This is a genomic window from Paenibacillus sp. FSL E2-0178 (genome assembly GCF_038593005.1).
GTDB classification, from domain to species: Bacteria; Bacillota; Bacilli; order Paenibacillales; family Paenibacillaceae; genus Paenibacillus_AQ; species Paenibacillus_AQ phytohabitans.
The window spans coordinates 5471417-5484506 of record NZ_CP151953.1; the positions used below are offsets into that span (position 1 = coordinate 5471417).

General features: G+C 46.0%; 19 protein-coding genes. 17 read left to right on the forward strand and 2 right to left on the reverse strand.

What is annotated here, in order from left to right; translation table 11 throughout:
• Position 1: 1 nt before the first annotated feature.
• The 4 genes from rpsL to tuf all read left to right on the forward strand — a co-directional run bounded on the left by rpsL (position 2) and on the right by tuf (position 4363).
• Entirely contained in the window at positions 2-421 is a 420-nt protein-coding gene (gene rpsL, locus MHI42_RS23760) for a 30S ribosomal protein S12 (protein WP_020427075.1), read from the forward strand.
• 45 nt (positions 422-466) lie between these two features.
• Positions 467-937, forward strand: a complete 471-nt coding sequence (gene rpsG, locus MHI42_RS23765) for a 30S ribosomal protein S7 (RefSeq protein ID WP_020427074.1) — start codon at positions 467-469, stop codon at positions 935-937.
• A 47-nt stretch (positions 938-984) separates the two neighbouring features.
• Positions 985-3063 (forward strand): elongation factor G, encoded by a 2079-nt coding sequence (gene fusA, locus MHI42_RS23770; RefSeq protein WP_042140137.1) that lies wholly within the window; start codon positions 985-987, stop codon positions 3061-3063.
• A 109-nt stretch (positions 3064-3172) separates the two neighbouring features.
• Positions 3173-4363 carry an elongation factor Tu gene (tuf, locus tag MHI42_RS23775; RefSeq protein ID WP_039298612.1) on the forward strand — a complete coding sequence of 397 codons (1191 nt, stop codon included), beginning with the start codon at positions 3173-3175 and terminating at the stop codon, positions 4361-4363.
• Positions 4364-4452: 89 nt separating this feature from the next.
• On the opposite strand, the gene MHI42_RS23780 is transcribed toward tuf, so the two are convergent.
• Together MHI42_RS23780 and MHI42_RS23785 are read right to left on the reverse strand one after the other, a co-directional pair.
• Positions 4453-4794: a cupin domain-containing protein gene (locus MHI42_RS23780; RefSeq protein ID WP_342420848.1), complete on the reverse strand. Its 342-nt coding sequence runs from the start codon at positions 4792-4794 to the stop codon at positions 4453-4455.
• Positions 4795-4846: 52 nt separating this feature from the next.
• Positions 4847-5272 carry a V4R domain-containing protein gene (locus MHI42_RS23785; RefSeq protein ID WP_171720474.1) on the reverse strand — a complete coding sequence of 142 codons (426 nt, stop codon included), beginning with the start codon at positions 5270-5272 and terminating at the stop codon, positions 4847-4849.
• 246 nt (positions 5273-5518) lie between these two features.
• On the opposite strand from MHI42_RS23785, the gene MHI42_RS23790 reads away from it, so the two are divergent.
• The 13 genes from MHI42_RS23790 (at position 5519) to rpsQ (ending at position 13087) form a co-directional block, all read left to right on the forward strand.
• A complete protein-coding gene (locus tag MHI42_RS23790) occupies positions 5519-6178 on the forward strand; it encodes a Crp/Fnr family transcriptional regulator (RefSeq protein WP_342420849.1) in 660 nt (219 codons plus the stop codon).
• Between the two features lie 281 nt (positions 6179-6459).
• The gene (locus tag MHI42_RS23795) at positions 6460-7695 is read left to right on the forward strand and encodes a globin-coupled sensor protein (RefSeq protein WP_342424795.1); all 1236 of its coding nucleotides are present in this window, start codon (positions 6460-6462) and stop codon (positions 7693-7695) included.
• Between the two features lie 285 nt (positions 7696-7980).
• Positions 7981-8289, forward strand: coding sequence for a 30S ribosomal protein S10 (gene rpsJ / locus MHI42_RS23800; protein WP_017692074.1), 309 nt, complete (start codon positions 7981-7983; stop codon positions 8287-8289).
• 42 nt (positions 8290-8331) lie between these two features.
• Positions 8332-8955: a 50S ribosomal protein L3 gene (gene rplC, locus MHI42_RS23805; RefSeq protein ID WP_036721840.1), complete on the forward strand. Its 624-nt coding sequence runs from the start codon at positions 8332-8334 to the stop codon at positions 8953-8955.
• A 25-nt stretch (positions 8956-8980) separates the two neighbouring features.
• Positions 8981-9604, forward strand: coding sequence for a 50S ribosomal protein L4 (gene rplD / locus MHI42_RS23810; protein WP_039298632.1), 624 nt, complete (start codon positions 8981-8983; stop codon positions 9602-9604).
• Positions 9604-9897, forward strand: a complete 294-nt coding sequence (gene rplW / locus MHI42_RS23815) for a 50S ribosomal protein L23 (RefSeq protein ID WP_039298634.1) — start codon at positions 9604-9606, stop codon at positions 9895-9897. Before rplD ends, rplW begins: the two co-directional genes overlap by 1 nt.
• A 27-nt stretch (positions 9898-9924) precedes the next feature.
• Positions 9925-10755, forward strand: a complete 831-nt coding sequence (gene rplB / locus MHI42_RS23820; protein WP_039298637.1) for a 50S ribosomal protein L2 — start codon at positions 9925-9927, stop codon at positions 10753-10755.
• A gap of 76 nt (positions 10756-10831) precedes the next feature.
• Positions 10832-11110, forward strand: a complete 279-nt coding sequence (gene rpsS, locus MHI42_RS23825; protein ID WP_039298640.1) for a 30S ribosomal protein S19 — start codon at positions 10832-10834, stop codon at positions 11108-11110.
• Positions 11111-11141: 31 nt separating this feature from the next.
• Positions 11142-11474, forward strand: coding sequence for a 50S ribosomal protein L22 (gene rplV, locus MHI42_RS23830; RefSeq protein ID WP_036680546.1), 333 nt, complete (start codon positions 11142-11144; stop codon positions 11472-11474).
• Positions 11475-11487: 13 nt separating this feature from the next.
• The gene (gene rpsC / locus MHI42_RS23835) at positions 11488-12153 is read left to right on the forward strand and encodes a 30S ribosomal protein S3 (RefSeq protein WP_039298645.1); all 666 of its coding nucleotides are present in this window, start codon (positions 11488-11490) and stop codon (positions 12151-12153) included.
• A 2-nt stretch (positions 12154-12155) separates the two neighbouring features.
• A complete protein-coding gene (gene rplP, locus MHI42_RS23840) occupies positions 12156-12590 on the forward strand; it encodes a 50S ribosomal protein L16 (protein WP_039298647.1) in 435 nt (144 codons plus the stop codon).
• Entirely contained in the window at positions 12580-12777 is a 198-nt protein-coding gene (gene rpmC / locus MHI42_RS23845; protein ID WP_019908232.1) for a 50S ribosomal protein L29, read from the forward strand. Before rplP ends, rpmC begins: the two co-directional genes overlap by 11 nt.
• A 43-nt stretch (positions 12778-12820) precedes the next feature.
• Positions 12821-13087, forward strand: coding sequence for a 30S ribosomal protein S17 (gene rpsQ / locus MHI42_RS23850; protein WP_039298654.1), 267 nt, complete (start codon positions 12821-12823; stop codon positions 13085-13087).
• The last annotated feature ends 3 nt before the right edge of the window (positions 13088-13090 follow it).

Consider the following 13090-nt stretch of genomic DNA (forward strand, 5'->3'; position numbering starts at 1 on the left):
CATGCCAACTATTAATCAACTGGTTCGTAAAGGCCGTCAAGCCAAAATCGAAAAATCCAAATCTCCCGCTCTTCAAAAAGGGTTCAACGCCCTCAAGCGTGAGGCTACAAATTTGAGCGCCCCGCAGAAACGCGGTGTGTGCACTCGTGTAGGCACAATGACTCCACGTAAACCAAACTCAGCACTTCGTAAGTATGCCCGTGTTCGTTTGACGAACCGTCTTGAGGTGACTGCTTACATTCCGGGTATCGGACACAACCTTCAAGAGCACAGTGTAGTATTGCTGCGCGGAGGTAAAGTTAAGGACCTTGCAGGAGTTCGTTACCACATCGTTCGTGGTGCACTTGATACTGCAGGTGTTGCTAACCGGATGCAAGCTCGCTCCAAATATGGTGCGAAACGTCCTAAGGCTAAGAAATAAGACAAGCATATCCGAATAATAACCATTTAAGAAAGGGGGATATCCATGCCACGCAAAGGTCCAGTTACTAAGAGAGATGTATTGCCAGATCCATTGTATAATAGCAAGTTGGTTACTCGTTTGATCAACCGTATTATGCTGGGTGGTAAAAGAGGTGTCGCTCAAAGCATTTTGTACAATTCATTCAAGTTGATTCAGGAACGTACAGGTAAAGAACCGATGGAAGTTTTCGAAGCTGCCATCAAGAACATCATGCCTGTATTGGAAGTTAAAGCTCGTCGTGTCGGCGGTGCTAACTACCAGGTACCTATCGAGGTTAAACCTGAAAGACGTACTGCTTTGGGATTACGTTGGCTTGTAAACTACTCACGCAACCGCGGTGAGAAGACTATGGAAGAACGTTTGGCGGCTGAGATTATCGATGCTTCCAACAACACAGGCGCTTCCGTTAAGAAACGTGAAGACACGCACAAAATGGCTGAAGCGAACAAAGCGTTTGCTCACTACCGCTGGTAGGATTATAGCCGTTCAAATAACTTCTATTTTGAAAGGAGATCCATTTCATGTCAAGAGAGTTCTCCTTAAAAAATACACGTAATATCGGGATCATGGCACATATTGATGCTGGTAAAACTACCACTACTGAGCGGATTCTTTTCTACACAGGCCGTACGCACAAAATCGGTGAAGTTCACGAGGGCGCTGCTACAATGGACTGGATGGAACAAGAACAGGAGCGCGGAATTACGATTACTTCCGCTGCTACGACCGCTGCATGGAAGGGCCACCGCATCAATATTATTGATACCCCTGGGCACGTTGACTTCACTGTTGAAGTTGAACGTTCCCTTCGTGTATTGGATGGGGCAGTTGGTGTATTTAGTGCGAAAGAGGGCGTAGAGCCTCAGTCTGAAACCGTATGGAGACAGGCTGACCGTTACGGCGTTCCCCGTATCGCTTATGTGAACAAAATGGATATCATCGGTGCAGACTTCCTGAACGTTATCGACAGCATGCGTGACCGCCTGCAAGCCAACGCAATTGCAATTCAATTGCCAATTGGTGCCGAGAACGACTTCACGGGTATCATTGACCTTGTTGAGCAAAAAGCTCACATGTTCAAGGATGACCTGGGACAGAACATCGAAGTTACTGATATTCCTGCTGATTATTTGGAACAAGTTGAAGGACTGCGTCTCGAGTTGATCGAGAAGGTTGCAGAACTTGACGAAGATCTGACTATGAAGTATCTGGAAGGCGAAGAAATCACAGTGGATGAGATTAAGGCAGCATTGCGCAAAGGCGTATGTGATGTTAAAATCTTCCCTGTAATTGTTGGATCCTCCTACCGTAACAAAGGTGTTCAGCTCATGATGGATGCTGTTGTTGATTACTTGCCATCCCCACTGGATGTACCGGCTATTCAAGGTCATCTGGATGACGGTACAGAAGCGGTTCGTCACTCTTCGGATGAAGAACCATTCGCAGCACTGGCATTTAAAATCATGACAGACCCTTATGTAGGTAAACTTACGTTCTTCCGCGTATACTCCGGTGTACTGGAATCCGGTTCTTATGTAGTTAACGCTACCAAGAACAAACGTGAGCGTATCGGCCGTATCCTGCAAATGCATGCGAACAGCCGCCAAGAAATCTCCATTGTGTATTCCGGTGATATCGCGGCAGCCGTTGGTCTGAAGGACACAAGTACCGGCGATACCCTTTGCGACGAGAAACATCCGGTTATCCTGGAGTCCATGAACTTCCCTGATCCGGTTATCGAAATCGCAGTTGAACCAAAAACCAAAGCTGACCAAGATAAGCTCGGCGTAGCTCTCGGAAAGTTGACTGAAGAGGATCCTACTCTTCGTGCTCACACTGATGAAGAAACTGGCCAAACTATCCTGGCAGGTATGGGTGAGCTTCACCTGGATATTATCATCGACCGTATGCGCCGCGAATTCAAGGTAGAAACCAACGTGGGTAAACCACAGGTTGCTTACCGTGAAACATTCAAAGCACCAGCACGCGTTGAAGGTAAATTCGTTCGCCAATCCGGCGGTCGCGGTCAGTATGGTCACGTATGGGTTGAATTTGAACCTCTCGAGCCGGGTACTGGCAGCAAGTTCGAAAGTAAAGTTGTCGGTGGTTCTGTTCCTAGAGAATACATCGCTCCTGCACTTGCCGGTATTGAAGAGCAAATGAAAAACGGCGTTATTGCAGGCTTCCCGCTTGTTGACGTTAAGGCTACCATCGTAGATGGTTCCTATCATGATGTTGACTCCAACGAAATGGCGTTCAAAATCGCCGGCTCGATGGCACTCAAAGCAGCTAAAGACAAGTGTAAACCTGTCCTGCTTGAGCCAATCATGAAAGTGGAAGTAACTGTTCCTGAGGAATACATGGGCGATGTAATGGGTATGTTGAACTCCAGACGCGGACGGATCGAAGGTATGGATTCCCGTGGCGGTGCGCAAATTATCCGTGCAAAGGTACCTCTTTCCGAAATGTTCGGATACTCCACTACACTTCGTTCCGGTACTCAAGGACGCGGCGTATTCTCAATGGAACTTTCTCACTATGAAGAAGTACCTAAATCCATTGCTGAAGAAATCGTAGCCAAGAACAAAGGCGGAGAATAATCATCATTTTTAACTTGCCGTCCGGGTATATCACATAAGTCATCTAAGAATTGCATGTAGGCGGGCGGCTCAAATATAAGGAACCCCACATTAAGGAGGAACTGTTCAAATGGCAAAGGCAAAGTTTGAACGTAACAAACCGCACGTTAACATTGGTACTATTGGTCACGTCGACCATGGTAAAACAACTCTGACTGCTGCAATCACTACTGTATTGTCCAAAAAATACGGTGGCGCTGCTGTAGCATTCGACCAAATCGATAAGGCTCCTGAAGAACGCGAACGTGGTATCACTATCTCCACTGCTCACGTTGAATATGAAACTCCTAATCGTCACTACGCTCACGTAGACTGCCCTGGACACGCCGACTATGTTAAAAACATGATCACTGGCGCAGCGCAAATGGACGGAGCTATCCTGGTTGTATCCGCAGCTGATGGCCCTATGCCACAGACTCGTGAACACATCCTGCTGTCCCGTCAAGTAGGCGTTCCTTACATCGTTGTATTCTTGAACAAATGCGACATGGTTGAAGACGAAGAGTTGCTTGAACTGGTTGAAATGGAAGTTCGCGACCTGTTGAGCGAATACGACTTCCCAGGTGATGATACTCCAATCATCCGTGGATCTGCTCGTGAAGCTCTGCAGAACCCTGAAGGCGAATATGCACAGAAGATCGTTGAAATGTTCGAAACGATCGACACGTACATCCCGCTTCCAGAACGTCAGACTGACAAACCATTCTTGATGCCTGTCGAAGATGTATTCTCCATCACTGGCCGCGGTACTGTGGCAACTGGTCGCGTAGAACGCGGAACAGTTAAAGTCGGAGAAGAAATCGAAATCGTTGGTATTCACGAAGAAAAGAAAAAATCCGTTGTTACAGGCGTTGAAATGTTCCGTAAATTGCTCGATTCCGCACAAGCGGGCGACAACATCGGCGCATTGCTGCGTGGTGTAGACCGTAACATGATCGAGCGCGGCCAAGTATTGGCTAAGCCGAACTCCGTTAACCCACACACAGAGTTCACTGCTCAGATCTACGTTCTGACTAAAGAAGAAGGCGGACGTCACAAACCATTCTTCACTGGTTACCGTCCACAGTTCTACTTCCGTACAACTGACGTAACTGGCATCATCAACCTGCCAGAAGGTACTGAAATGGTTATGCCTGGTGACAACATCACTGTAACTGTTTCCCTGATCTCCCCAATCGCTATTGAAGAAGGTACTAAATTCTCCATTCGCGAAGGCGGACGTACAGTTGGTGCCGGTTCCGTAGCTTCCATCCAGAAATAATTCGTCTCTATCCGTTAGGATAGATCCGGAATATAAGTCAGGGCCCCTTCATTATGAAGGGGCCCTGTTTTAATTGCTGGCAGTATGGTTTAGATTTCTTTGGCATAGGCCGGACTTGGCAGCTTGGACAGAACGACATGCAGACTGGAAGGGGAAGAGCTGTTATTAGTGTAGGCAAAAGATTCATCGCCGGCGATATAGATGGTCTCTCCTTCAATAAGAGGCTGCTCCGCTTCATTTACATGAATGGTTCCATCTCCTTTTAAAGCAAGGATATATACATCCGCTCCAGGATGCTTATGAACAGGCAGCTTTTGACCCGGCATGAAATTAAGCACGAATACAACACTTTCACCTTGCTGGAAGAGGATTTTCTTTGTAAAACGTTCCTCCTGATACTGCAGCACGTCAACTAAACTTTTCTTTTCCATTAGATAATCCCTGCTTTCATAATTATAAATTTATCCATCTCGATCTCATCCATTAAAGCTTTACTTCGTATTCGCAGTGCTCATGACCGGTAACGTTGCATTTAATCTCTTTAACAGAGACCTTACGGCCGAGAATCTTGCCGAGTGCCCCTTCAAGAATCGCTCCCTCTAAATCACATACCATTTTTTCATCTTCAAGTGAAGGCAGCCCTTTGCAAAAGCAGTCCTCCACAGCAATATTGATCCTTCGTTCATCCGAATGAACAATCCGCGGAATACCAATTTTGAGCTCCTCAAACATTCGCAGAAGATCCTCAACAGAGCTGACAGGCAGACTTTCACCAATCTTTCTGCCAATGGTAAGCGTAGTCCCTTTTCCTCCCAGAGGAAGCCCCTGGTTGAGTCCAATCAGACGTATGGTACGAAATAACTCAAGGGGCACCGTATTACCAAGGGTACTCCTATCAATCTGACGCATATCCTCAAATGAATATTGCAGCAATTACTCCAACTCCTTTACTCTCTCTATGATTCTATTGTAAGGATAAGCCGGTGAAGAATCCTTGATGCAGATCAAGTTTTTGAGAATTATGTGTTTCCAGTCACCCGCCGGAATCCGGAATCTTGATATGTTAGAGTCAGCTATAAGGAAGGGTGAAGGATCATGAGCTGTACTACCTGCAATTCGCATGCCTGTGTACGTCAGGTTCCCGTGTTTCGGAGCTTGTCTGATAAGGAATTAGTGATGATCGAATCGATTACAGAGACCCATAACTATAAAAAAGGAAGTCAAGTGTGCCGAGAAGGGGAGCCGTCTGAAGCATTGTTTGTAGTAAAGAGCGGTCTCATTAAGCTGACTCAGAACAGTAAGGATGGAAAGCAGCATATTGTCCGTTTTCTTTTCCCGGGTGATTATTTCGGCCAGTTTGCCTTGCTCCATAATAAAAATAATGATGTAACGGCAGAGGTGATTGAGAGCGGAGAGGTATGCCAGATGCACCGCAAAGACTTTATTCCCTTGCTGGAGCAGAATGCAGGGCTTGCCTTTAGCTTCCTGATGTCTGTTAGCGAGCAGCTGCATCAGGCCGAGGAGGCTGCAGGGGCTTTGCACATGTTTGAGGTTGAGAAGAGACTGGCCAGACTGTTGGTATACCTGTATACAAGGAATCTTGCCGAATCGGCAGTGACTGCACATGCCTTAGAACAATCCGTAGATTTGCCGTCTGCCCAAAAAGAAGTAGCAGCCATGATTGGAACTACCGCAGAAACTCTTAGCCGCAAACTGAATAAACTGGAAGCACTTAAGATTATCGCTATGCATAAAAGAACCGTAAATATTCTTGAGCTGGAAGCTCTTATTCAGATTGCAGAAATTAGAGATTGAAATCCTATTGTTCGACAAAAAACGACTAATGACAGTGCTGGATATGATCATTTTCAACATAATTCTACAAAATAATACTTAAAATTCTTTACATCTAATCTATCGATAGAGTAGAATATTTCTATATAGACAATGTAAATTATTAGGATTTTAGGGAGCGTGGAAGTATGGGGAAATGTCCTTTTTCATTTATGCATGGTCTGACTTCAAAGAATAACAATGAGGAACCTCCCGCCGCTCCATCAACGGACAGCAAGAGCTTTGCACCCACTGCCACAGAGATGTTTCATACCCTTGACGGGCATGATGATTTGAACGAGCAAATGCGAATGATCGATTTAACTGAGGAGGATTTAAGACTCCTGCGCTTGATGAAACCGGTTGTAGAACAGAGAATCGACGATATCACTAATCAATTCTATAATACGGTTCTTGGAGTTAACAAACTGGAAGCAATTATTCTGGAACACAGCAGTATCGAACGCCTTAAAAAGACTTTGCGTGAGCATATCATCGAGATTTTTGATGGTAATGTTAATGAGGAGTACATAGCCAAGCGGCTAAAAATTGCGAATATTCATAAGAGGATTGGCCTGGAGCCTAAATGGTATCTTTCCGCTTTTCAGAATCTGCAGAATGTGTTCATCACGGCTATTTATAATGAGACGCATACAGATGTCGAGAGGATCAAATTGGTCCAGACCGTAACCAAATTGCTTAATCTGGAACAGCAGCTGGTCCTTGAGGAATATGAGAAGGAGAACATTAGGGAAAAGGAAGAACAGTATCTGCTGGTTAAGAACGAATTGAAACAAAAGATAGCTGAATTCAGCGGAGAACTGATTGACCTTAGTATAGATACTAACGCCGCTGTGGAGCAGCTGGTGGCGAGCAGTAATGAAGTCAACAATACATTCCAGCGCACTGCCGCCTCCGCTCTGGAGTCACAGGGGAAGGCCAGGGAGGGACATGGACAGCTTAACAACCTTACGGGTCAGATTAATCTTATATATGAGAGTACTAATGAGATGGAGCGTTCAGTAAATGAACTGAGCAGTTCATCACAGAAGATCCGTAAAATTGTGGCGGCTGTCCAGGATATTGCAGACCAGACCAAGATTCTGTCATTGAATGCAACGATCGAGGCTGCAAGGGCGGGAGACCACGGACGGGGATTCAGTGTTGTAGCGCAGGAGGTAAGCAGACTTGCAGAGGATACCAAGAACACGGTGGTCCGGATCGGAGAACTGACCCTTCAGTCCAGCTCCCTTACGTCGCAGGTTGTTGGGGAGATCCGCAAGGTTCAGGAGTTGACGGAGAGCGGCAAACACCAATCCCTCGAGACTAGCAGGCTCTTCAGTGATATTGTAGACTCGATGCAGACGAGTACCCAGAGGATTGTTACGGTAGAGGAAGAGATCAAGGTGCTCATTCAGACCATTGAAGGTATTGGTTCAGCAACTGCGCAGACAGCAGCTTCGGCAGGACAATTCAAATCTGCAACGGATAATTTATAGAAGGAACCTTTTATATAGAAGAAAAACGTTAAATTGCAGCCCGTAAGGTTCCATTCTGAACAAGAAAGGCACCTTTTCTATTCTTTTCGGAAAAAGTTGATTTGTTTTTGCAAATCCGCTTGCAATATAGCCGCCTATTATATATAATAATAAATGTTGTTCTGAGACGTTGCGATGATGTGAGAGGTTACTGACACACCCGGCCCCTTTGCCATGAGGTCGACGTCAGAAAATTTTCACGGAGTATGTCCGATAATAAATTGGGCGATAGAAGGAGGGACTAAAATGGCAAAGCAAAAAATTCGTATTCGCTTGAAAGCATACGACCACAGAATTCTTGATCAATCCGCAGAGAAAATCGTTGAAACAGCAAAACGTTCGGGTGCTGGTGTATCCGGGCCGATCCCGCTGCCAACTGAGAAGCAAATCATTACTATTCTCCGTGCGGTACACAAGTACAAGGATTCCCGTGAACAGTTTGAACAACGGACTCACAAACGTTTGATCGATATTGTGAACCCAACACCACAAACTGTGGATGCCTTGATGCGCTTGGATCTACCGTCCGGTGTAGATATCGAAATCAAATTGTAAATTCATTATTAAGCAACTAGGAAAAGAAAAGAGGTGTCAACATTGAAAGGTATCTTAGGAAAAAAACTCGGTATGACTCAAGTGTTTACTCCAGAAGGTAACGTAATCGCGGTTTCTGTTATCGAAGCTGGTCCTTGTGTGGTACTGCAAAAGAAAGACCTGAATATCGACGGATATGAAGCAGTGCAGTTGGGCTTTTCCGATAAAAAGGAAAGTCGCTCCAACAAGCCTGAACAAGGTCACGCCAAAAAGGCAAACGCAACACCTAAGCGCTACGTTCGCGAAATTCGCGGTGTTGACCTCGGGTCACTCGAGGTTGGACAAGAGCTTAAGGCTGACATCTTCGCAGAAGGCGAATTTGTTGACGTAACAGGTACTTCGAAGGGTAAAGGCTTCCAGGGTAACATCAAACGCTGGGGACAAAGCCGCGGACCAATGGCACACGGATCGCGCTACCACAGAAGACCAGGCTCCATGGGTTCCATTCAAGCTAACCGTGTTCCTAAGGGCAAACGCCTGCCAGGACATATGGGTCACACGACTGTAACGGTTCAAAAGCTTGAGATCATCCGAGTTGACGTAGAACGTAATGTATTGCTGGTTAAAGGCGCAATTCCGGGCCCTAAAAACAGCTTCGTGAAAGTTAAACAAACCGTTAAGAAATAATTTCTGAAGAAAGGAGGAACATGAAATGCCAAAAGTAACACTTTTTAATACTAGTGGTAACGAAGTTGGCGAAGTTGAACTGAGTGATTCAGTTTTCGGTATCGAACCGAACGTACATGTGCTGCATGAAGCTGCACTTATGCAAAGAGCTTCCCTTCGTCGTGGTACACACAAAGTAAAAGGACGTTCTGAAGTGCGTGGCGGCGGACGTAAGCCTTGGAAACAAAAAGGTACAGGTCGTGCTCGTCAAGGCTCCATTCGTTCACCACAATGGAAAGGCGGCGGCGTAGTCTTCGGACCAACACCACGCAGCTATTCCTGGAAATTGCCTAAGAAGGTTCGCCGGTTGGCCATCAAATCCGCGTTGTCCTCAAAAGTACTTGAGAATGACATCATCGTATTGGATAGCTTGACTATGAGTGCTCCGAAGACGAAAGAATTCGCAGCTATTCTGAACAACCTGAAGGTTGGCACAAAAGCATTGATCGTAGCTCCTAGCTATGATGACAATGTAGCACTTTCCGCTCGTAACATCCCTGGGGTGAAATTCGTAGCGGCTGACGGCATCAATGTTCTTGACGTACTGACGTACGACAAACTGATTATCACTAAAGAAGCAGTTCTGAAGGTAGAGGAGGTGTTCGCGTAATGAAAGATCCGCGTGATATTATCAAGCGTCCGGTGATTACGGAACGCACATCCGAATACATGAGCGAATTGAAATACGCTTTTGAAGTGGATATCCGTTCTAACAAGACCGAAATCAAAAAAGCTGTTGAAGCTATTTTTAAAGTTAAAGTTGTTAGTGTGAACACAATGCGCGTACCTGGCAAACTGAAACGTTACGGCAAATATTCCGGTTACACTCCGGAGTGGAAAAAAGCCATCGTTAAGCTTAGCCCGGACAGCAAACCGCTCGAATTCTTTGAAGCGGTAGAATAATACTCTTAAAGTAAGGAGGAAACTATAGTGCCAATCAAAAAGTACAAACCGACCTCTCCGGCAAGACGCAACATGTCTGTGTCTACGTTTGAAGAAATCACAACAAACCAGCCAGAGAAATCGTTGCTTTCTCCGCTGTTCAAACATGCGGGACGCAACAACCAAGGTAAAATTACGGTTCGTCACCACGGCGGCGGACACAAGCGTAAATACCGTATCATCGACTTCAAACGGACTAAAGACGGCATACCAGGTAGCGTTGCTACAATCGAGTATGACCCGAACCGTACTTCCAATATTGCTTTGATCCACTATGCTGATGGAGAGAAACGTTATATTATCGCTCCTAAAGGCCTTAAAGTTGGGGATAAAGTTGAGTCCGGCCCTGCTGCGGACATCAAAATTGGTAACAGCCTTCCGCTGATCAACATCCCGGTAGGTACAATTATCCACAACATCGAGTTGAAACCAGGTAAAGGCGGACAATTGGTTCGTGCTGCTGGTACTGAAGCTCAATTGCTGGGTAAAGAAGAAAAATACGTATCCGTTCGTTTGAACTCTGGCGAAGTTCGCAGAATCCTCAGCGTATGCCGCGCAACCATCGGATCCGTAGGTAACGAAGATCATGAATTGATCAAGATTGGTAAAGCTGGACGCAGCCGCTGGCTGGGACGTCGTCCTGAAGTTCGCGGTGTTGTCATGAACCCTAACGATCACCCACACGGTGGTGGTGAAGGCCGTGCTCCAATCGGACGTAAATCGCCAATGTCACCTTGGGGTAAACCAACCCTCGGCTACAAAACGCGTAAGAAAAACAAAGCATCTGATAAATATATCGTTCGTCGCCGCACAAAATAAGACGCTTCTGGCAAGTTAGGCTAGCGCGAAGCGTCGATTCGCGGTTTGAAGAACCGGATGAAGGGAGGATTCACACATGGGTCGCAGTTTAAAGAAGGGGCCGTTTATTGATGGCTACCTGCTGAAAAAAGTTGAGGATTTGAACGAGGCAGATAAGAAAGTTGTAGTTAAAACTTGGTCCCGTCGCTCAACCATTTTCCCTCAGTTTATCGGACATACGTTTGGTGTATATGACGGCCGCAAACACGTGCCTGTATACGTAACAGAAGATATGGTAGGTCACAAGTTGGGCGAGTTCGCGCCAACACGTACTTACAAAGGCCACGCGGGTGACGATAAGAAAACCAGAAGATAATTAACGTCTTCGTTTGAGAGGAGGGAAAACAATGGAAGCAAAAGCACATGCAAGATCGGTGCGGATTTCCGCTCGTAAAGCGAAACTGGTTGTTGACTTGATTCGCGGCAAGCAAGTGGGGGAAGCAATTGCAATTCTTCGCCACACTCCGAAATCCGCTTCTCCGGTTGTTGAGAAGCTACTGAACTCGGCGATTGCGAACGCTGAGCATAACTACTCTTTGGACGTGAACAGCTTGTTCGTAAGCGAAGTTTTCGTTAACCAGGGTCCAACTATGAAACGTTTCCGTCCGCGCGCCATGGGCCGCGCAAGCCGGATTAACAAACGTACCAGCCACATTACTTTGGTGGTATCTGAGAAATAAGGAGGGATAACACGTGGGTCAAAAGGTAAATCCAGTCGGACTCCGAGTCGGTATTATTCGCGATTGGGAATCTAAATGGTATGCAGGCAAAGATTTCGGTACTCTTTTAATGGAAGACGTCAAAATCCGGGAATACCTTAAAGGCAAGTTGAAGGATTCCGCTGTTTCCCGCATTGAAATCGAAAGAGCGGCAAGCCGCGTGAACGTTACAATTCACACTGCTAAACCTGGTATGGTAATTGGTAAAGGCGGAGCAGAAGTAGAAGTACTTCGCAGCGCAGTTACAACTATCGCCGGTGGCAAAAAAGTACACATCAACATCAATGAAATTAAACACCCTGAACTGGATGCAATTCTGGTTGCAGAAAGCATTGCACAACAATTGGAACGTCGCGTATCGTTCCGTCGTGCACTGAAACAAGCTATTCAGAGAACTATGCGTTCAGGCGCAAAGGGAATTAAAACTCAAGTAGGCGGACGTCTTGGCGGCGCTGAGATTGCCCGTTCAGAAGGTTATAGCGAAGGAACAGTTCCACTTCATACGCTTCGTGCTGATATCGATTACGGAACAGCTGAAGCACATACAACTTACGGCCTGATCGGCGTAAAAGTATGGATCTACCGTGGAGAAGTTCTTCCCCCAGCTAAGAAACAAGCTGCTCAGGAAGGAGGCAACTAATCATGTTGGTACCAAAACGCGTTAAACACCGCAAGCAACAACGCGGTCACATGAAGGGTATGGCAAAAGGCGGTACAGAATTGAACTTCGGCGAATATGGTTTGCAGGCTCTGGAACCATCGTGGATCACTAACCGTCAGATCGAAGCTGCCCGTATCGCAATGACTCGTTACATCAAACGTGGCGGTCAAGTTTGGATCAAGATTTTCCCAGATAAGCCTATTACTCAGAAGCCTCTCGAGGTTCGTATGGGTAGTGGTAAAGGTAACGTTGAGAAGTGGGTAGCCGTAGTTAAACCGGGCAAGATTATGTTCGAACTCGGAGGCGTGTCGGAAGAAATCGCTCGTGAAGCGATGCGTCTTGCCGCTCACAAGCTGCCTGTAAAGACTAAGTTTGTGAAACGTGAAGAATTGGGTGGTGAAGCAAATGAAAGCTAATGAACTTCGCAACTTAACCACTGCCGAGATTGAACAAAAGATCGCTGGATTCAAAGAAGAACTTTTCAATCTCCGTTTTCAATTGGCAACTGGCCAACTGGATAACCCGACTCGGATTCGTGACGTGCGCAAGGAAATAGCTCGTGCTAAAACCGTTATCCATCAAAGAGTACTTGGGATCAGTTAAGTGACCGCGGATTCTTAATCCGTAATCAGGAAGGAGGCTAACTATGAGCGAAGAACGTAATGCACGTAAAGTGCTGACCGGTAAAGTAGTCAGTGATAAAATGGATAAAACCATCGTAATTGCTGTTGAAACCTATAAAAAGCACAATCTGTATCACAAACGCATCAAGTCCACGAAGAAATTCAAGGCACATGATGAAGAGAATGTAGCTAAAATTGGTGATGTCGTGAAAGTCATGGAAACTCGTCCATTGTCCAAAGACAAACGGTGGAGACTGGTTGAAGTGGTAGAAAAAGCGGTAATCATCTAATAC